Source organism: Aquabacterium sp. (genome assembly GCF_004297345.1).
Taxonomy (GTDB): Bacteria; Pseudomonadota; Gammaproteobacteria; order Burkholderiales; family Burkholderiaceae_C; genus Aquabacterium.
Genome location: NZ_SCTN01000436.1, coordinates 1 through 4,775, shown reverse-complemented (window position 1 = coordinate 4,775; position 4,775 = coordinate 1). Strand labels below are relative to the sequence as shown.

Genomic DNA, 4,775 nt, shown 5'->3' with positions numbered 1-4,775 from the left:
GCATCAGAAAGAGGATGATGATGGGTCAACCTCGCCTGCGCCAACGACACAGGCTGAAGTCGCTCAGCTTGCCCCAAGGTCGCCAAGGCAACGGGCAGGTTGCGCATGAGGGCACCATTGCCACCATCGCCATCATTCAAAGGGCCTTGCAAGCTGCCATCAGCGATATAGCGCATGATGCCCCGACGGCAGGTATTGCCGCAATCGACCGGCCTGCCTCGCCACCATTGCACAAAGGCTTCCGCCATCAACTGCACATCAAACGGCCGCCCCAATCTGCGGCCCTCCAGCAGGGCTTCGCCCAAGGCCAGACTCATGGTGGTGTCATCCGTGACCTGGCCTGCCTTGAGTTTGAGCCAGCCACCACCCACCACGTCCCGCAATTGCCCATATTGTTGGCTGATCTCTTTGGGCGTCATGAACTCGACCGTGGCCCCCAAGGCATCGCCCACGGCCAAACCCAGATAGGCCCCCAGTGCCTGGTCAAACAAGCGCGCCCATCCAATCGGTGCCGACCGTCGCGTGCCTGGCCGTTCAAGCAGCTCATCCATGACAGACCTCCACTTCGTAGTCGCCGCCGATGGCGAGAACCTCGCCTTCGCCATTCAATGGCACGCCTTTGAGCAAACCAGGGAAGTACAGCAACTTGCACACAGGCACTTCGATGCGCAGCAGCCAATCACCAAAACATTCGGCCTGATCGGCCCTCGTTGACAGGCTCACGAGGTTGTTCAACCGCATGACCCCATGCCTGACCGAAGTAGACCAACGCCCGACGACCACTTGCTGCTCGCCGCGACTGATGCCGCGCCAGAGCGTGATCCGGGGCCCTTCGCCAAATGGTTTGAAACGACCCAGCACCCATTGGCCATACTCGTACAGCAGATCAAGCTGCTGATAGATGCCATTGTTGTGATACCGGCTAGAGACCTTCTGCTCCAGGTAAGTCACCCAGGCAGGAGAGGGAAAGCGCGCCAACACGGCCTTGTGAAAAGCCGGCACAAGACCAAAGCGGCTCTCCACCCACCCTTTGAGCACGGCGCCCGCAGGCCCGCTGCTGTCCAGCCCCCAACCCTGCAACAGCTTGATGTAGTTGCTGCGCCAGCGACGAGCCTCACCCGAAGACTGCGCGCCCTTGTCCGGCTCAAGCGGTTGAAGGCCAAACGCCAAGGTCATGTAGTGAGCAAACACGTCGCCAGCCTCCTGCACATCACTGCACCGAGCCAATAAAGCAAACAGACCATGATGCGCAGACCGCGTGCCGCCAATGTGCATGGCCCTCGGATGTGCGTTGAACTCGATGCTGGCCAGGATCCAGGTTGGCACCCCAACCAGATTGGTTGAATACCAGCTTGGTGGGTGCTCGCCTGCTTCCACGATATGTCTGGCTCCCCACCTTGGCCTACCTCAATGCTGCGATTGATGGGGCGCCGCGGGATCGCCTGGGTGGATCTCGCGTGGTCGCCCCGGATGTGCCCGCTCACCGCCACCGTCCTCCGTGTTGCGAATGAAATCTGCCACCTTGAAGAACGCGGCGATCAACTCCATACGCAGCGCCTCATCTGTGCACACCTCATCCAGCGCCAGCCTCATACAACTGATCCAGGCATCACGCGCCGAAGCATCCAGCCGAAACGGCTGATGTCGACGCCGCAACATGGGCGCGCCGCGTTCTGGCGTATAGAGCTTGGGCCCGCCCATCCACTCGCTCAGATACTTCACAAGCACCGCCTTGGTCGACGTCAGATCCGGCTCATGCATGGCCCGAATGACCGCCGCTTCCGGCAAGGTATCCATGACCCGATAGAACGCGTCAACCAAACGCACCACCTGCTCATGGCCACCCAGGCGCAGGTAATGCGGATTGCTGTTGAGGGGTTGGGGCACTTGGCTCATGCCAGATGCCAACGCAACAGTCGTACCAGCTCAGACAAGCCTGCCGCTCCAGGGCACCCACAGGAGACGACATGGTTGAGCGCAGACAAGTTGCAGGCATCCCCGCCATTGGCTTGTTGGCATTCAAACAAAACCGACACACCCATCATTCAGACGAGCAAGCGCAGCCGGCGACGGCTCAAACCGCGCGGGAGAACATGCTTTGGGTGTGATGTCAGATAAAAAAAGGCCCTCACGCGGAGGGCCTCTTTCTTTGCTTTGGTTGCGGGGGCCGGATTTGAACCAACGACCTTCGGGTTATGAGCCCGACGAGCTACCAGACTGCTCCACCCCGCGACTGATGCGGTATTCCGGCTTGTTTGTGGTCTTTCTGAAGGACCAGCCAGAGAACAAAAAAGCCCATCTACTCGACAGGCTCTCTTGAAAGAACTTGGTTGCGGGGGCCGGATTTGAACCAACGACCTTTGGGTTATGAGCCCAACGAGCTACCAGACTGCTCCACCCCGCGACAGAGAAAGCTATTATGGCACGAGTTTGAAGATTTCGCTACATCTCTGACAAAACAATTCACAAAGGCGTTTTACGTACACATTGAATGAGCGCCAATGAAAAAACCCGCAGCGCTTGCGCGTTGCGGGTTTTTCACTCAGCCTTTGTAGGCCGCCAGCTTATTCAGCGGCGCCTTCAGCAGCTTCTTCAGTACGCTCGACCAGCTCCATGTAGGCCATCGGAGCGTTGTCGCCCACGCGGAAGCCCATCTTCAGGATGCGGGTGTAGCCGCCGGGACGCTTGGCGAAGCGGGGGCCCAGCACGTTGAACAGCTTGACCACGTTGTCGCGGTTACGCAGACGGTCGAAAGCCAGACGCTTGTTGGCCAGCGTGGGTTCCTTGGCCAGGGTGATCAGCGGCTCGACAACGCGACGCAGTTCCTTGGCCTTAGGCACGGTGGTCTTGATGGCTTCGTGCTCGATCAACGAGTTGGCCATGTTGCGCAGCATGGCAGCGCGGTGAGCCGAAGTACGATTCAGTTTACGGAGTCCATTTCCGTGACGCATGGTGCTAGTCCTTTCTTTATAAAACCGACGGCCGGATTAAGGTACCGCCGGGTGCACCGCATGGCCTTCATTTGAAGACCATGCACTCTTCAAAAAATCAACGCTTGTCCAGACCTTGAGGAGGCCAGGCTTCCAGGCGAGAACCCAGAGCCAGACCACGGGAAGCCAGAACTTCCTTGATCTCGTTGAGCGACTTGCGACCCAGGTTCGGGGTCTTGAGCAGCTCGGTTTCGGTACGCTGGATCAGGTCGCCGATGTAGTAAATGTTTTCGGCCTTCAGGCAGTTGGCGGAACGCACGGTCAGCTCCAGCTCGTCCACTGGACGCAGCAGGATCGGATCGAAGTTCTGAGCCGACTTGGCAGGCGCGTCGAACGCGGCGATCTCGGAGCCTTCCAGCTGAGCGAACACAGCCAGTTGTTCAACAAGGATCTTGGCCGAAGCACGGATCGCTTCCTCAGGCGAGATGGCGCCGTTGGTTTCGATTTCCATGACCAGCTTGTCCAGGTCGGTACGCTGTTCCACGCGGGCGCTTTCGACCGTGTAGCTCACGCGGCGAACCGGCGAGAAGGAAGCGTCCAGCACGATGCGGCCGATGGCCTTGCTCGACTCTTCGCCATAGCGACGGATGTTGCCAGGCACGTAACCACGGCCCTTTTCAACCTTGATCTGCATGTCCAGCTTGCCGCCTTGCGACAGGTGGGCGATCACATGACCAGGGTTGACGATCTCGACGTCGTGAGGTGTCTGGATGTCAGCGGCGGTCACAGGACCTTCGCCATCCTTGCGCAACACCAACGTGACTTCGTCACGGTTGTGCAGACGGAACACCACGCCCTTGAGGTTCAGCATGATGTGAACCACGTCTTCCTGCACGCCGTCAATGGCGGAGTATTCGTGGAGCACGCCAGCGATGGTGACTTCAGTGGGTGCGAAACCGACCATCGACGACAACAGCACGCGACGCAGCGCGTTGCCGAGGGTGTGGCCATAGCCGCGCTCGAACGGTTCGAGCGTAACCTTGGCGCGGTGACCGCCGAGCGGTTCCACCTGGATGGCTTTGGGTTTCAGCAAATTCGTTTGCATGAGGTCTTCCTGTCAATACCCTCGGCTCGTTACACCGATAAGGCCGCTGGACCAACCGGAGCACATGCTCCGGCTCTGAAATACAAATGCACAAGGCCACGCGACACGACCAAACAGCCGTGAAGCGCAGCCAAAGCGTGCATTAACGAGAATACAGTTCGACGATCAACGATTCGTTGATGTCGGAGCCGAACTCATCGCGGTCAGGGCTCTTCTTGAAGACACCTTCCAGCTTGGTGCCATCAACAGAAACCCAACCAGGCAGACCGATGGAATCGGCCAGCTTGAAAGCTTCTTGCACGCGAACTTGCTTCTTGGCCTTTTCACGCACAGCCACGATGTCGCCGGTCTTGACCAGGAACGAAGGGATGTTCACAACTTGACCGTTCACAACCACGCCCTTGTGGCCCACCAACTGGCGAGCTTCAGCGCGGGTGGAGGCAAAGCCCATGCGGTACACGACGTTGTCCAGGCGGGATTCCAGCAGAACCAGCAGGTTCGAACCGGTGTTGCCCTTGCGGCGCTCGGCTTCAGCGAAGTAGCGGCGGAATTGCTTTTCCAGCACGCCGTACATGCGCTTGACCTTCTGCTTTTCACGCAGTTGCAGGCCGAAGTCGGAGGTACGCGAACCGGAAGTACGGCCGTGTTGACCGGGCTTGGTGTCGAATTTAGCCTTGTCGCTGATAGGGCGGCGTGCGCTCTTCAGGAACAGGTCGGTGCCTTCGCGGCGGGCCAAACTG

The 4,775-nt window shown here is 59.0% G+C and carries 6 protein-coding genes and 2 tRNA genes; all 8 read right to left on the bottom strand.

The window, feature by feature from the left end:
* Positions 1 to 551: ADP-ribosylglycohydrolase family protein (locus EPO09_RS16920; protein ID WP_290644722.1), on the bottom strand; the 551-nt coding region annotated here is incomplete at its 3' end.
* A complete protein-coding gene (locus EPO09_RS16915) occupies positions 544 to 1,377 on the bottom strand; it encodes an NAD(+)--dinitrogen-reductase ADP-D-ribosyltransferase (RefSeq protein ID WP_290644721.1) in 834 nt (277 codons plus the stop codon). The genes EPO09_RS16915 and EPO09_RS16920, both read right to left, overlap by 8 nt.
* 30 nt (positions 1,378 to 1,407) lie before the next feature.
* Positions 1,408 to 1,896 carry a group II truncated hemoglobin gene (locus tag EPO09_RS16910; RefSeq protein ID WP_367200081.1) on the bottom strand — a complete coding sequence of 163 codons (489 nt, stop codon included), beginning with the start codon at positions 1,894 to 1,896 and terminating at the stop codon, positions 1,408 to 1,410.
* Between the two features lie 259 nt (positions 1,897 to 2,155).
* Positions 2,156 to 2,232: transfer RNA gene (locus tag EPO09_RS16905), tRNA-Met, on the bottom strand.
* A gap of 95 nt (positions 2,233 to 2,327) precedes the next feature.
* A tRNA-Met gene (locus tag EPO09_RS16900) sits at positions 2,328 to 2,404 on the bottom strand.
* A gap of 160 nt (positions 2,405 to 2,564) precedes the next feature.
* Complete coding sequence (rplQ, locus tag EPO09_RS16895; RefSeq protein ID WP_290644719.1) at positions 2,565 to 2,951, bottom strand: 50S ribosomal protein L17; 387 nt, start codon at positions 2,949 to 2,951, stop codon at positions 2,565 to 2,567.
* A gap of 97 nt (positions 2,952 to 3,048) precedes the next feature.
* The gene (gene rpoA, locus EPO09_RS16890) at positions 3,049 to 4,035 is read right to left on the bottom strand and encodes a DNA-directed RNA polymerase subunit alpha (RefSeq protein ID WP_035036291.1); all 987 of its coding nucleotides are present in this window, start codon (positions 4,033 to 4,035) and stop codon (positions 3,049 to 3,051) included.
* Between the two features lie 142 nt (positions 4,036 to 4,177).
* Complete coding sequence (gene rpsD / locus EPO09_RS16885; protein WP_290644725.1) at positions 4,178 to 4,771, bottom strand: 30S ribosomal protein S4; 594 nt, start codon at positions 4,769 to 4,771, stop codon at positions 4,178 to 4,180.
* Positions 4,772 to 4,775 lie beyond the last annotated feature (4 nt).

Bases quoted from the DNA above. Each gene is read 5' to 3' on its own strand.
- rplQ (WP_290644719.1), bottom strand. From the start codon at position 2,951: ATGCGTCACGGAAATGGACTCCGTAAACTGAATCGTACTTCGGCTCAC.
- EPO09_RS16910 (WP_367200081.1), bottom strand. From the start codon at position 1,896: ATGAGCCAAGTGCCCCAACCCCTCAACAGCAATCCGCATTACCTGCGC.
- rpoA (WP_035036291.1), bottom strand. From the start codon at position 4,035: ATGCAAACGAATTTGCTGAAACCCAAAGCCATCCAGGTGGAACCGCTC.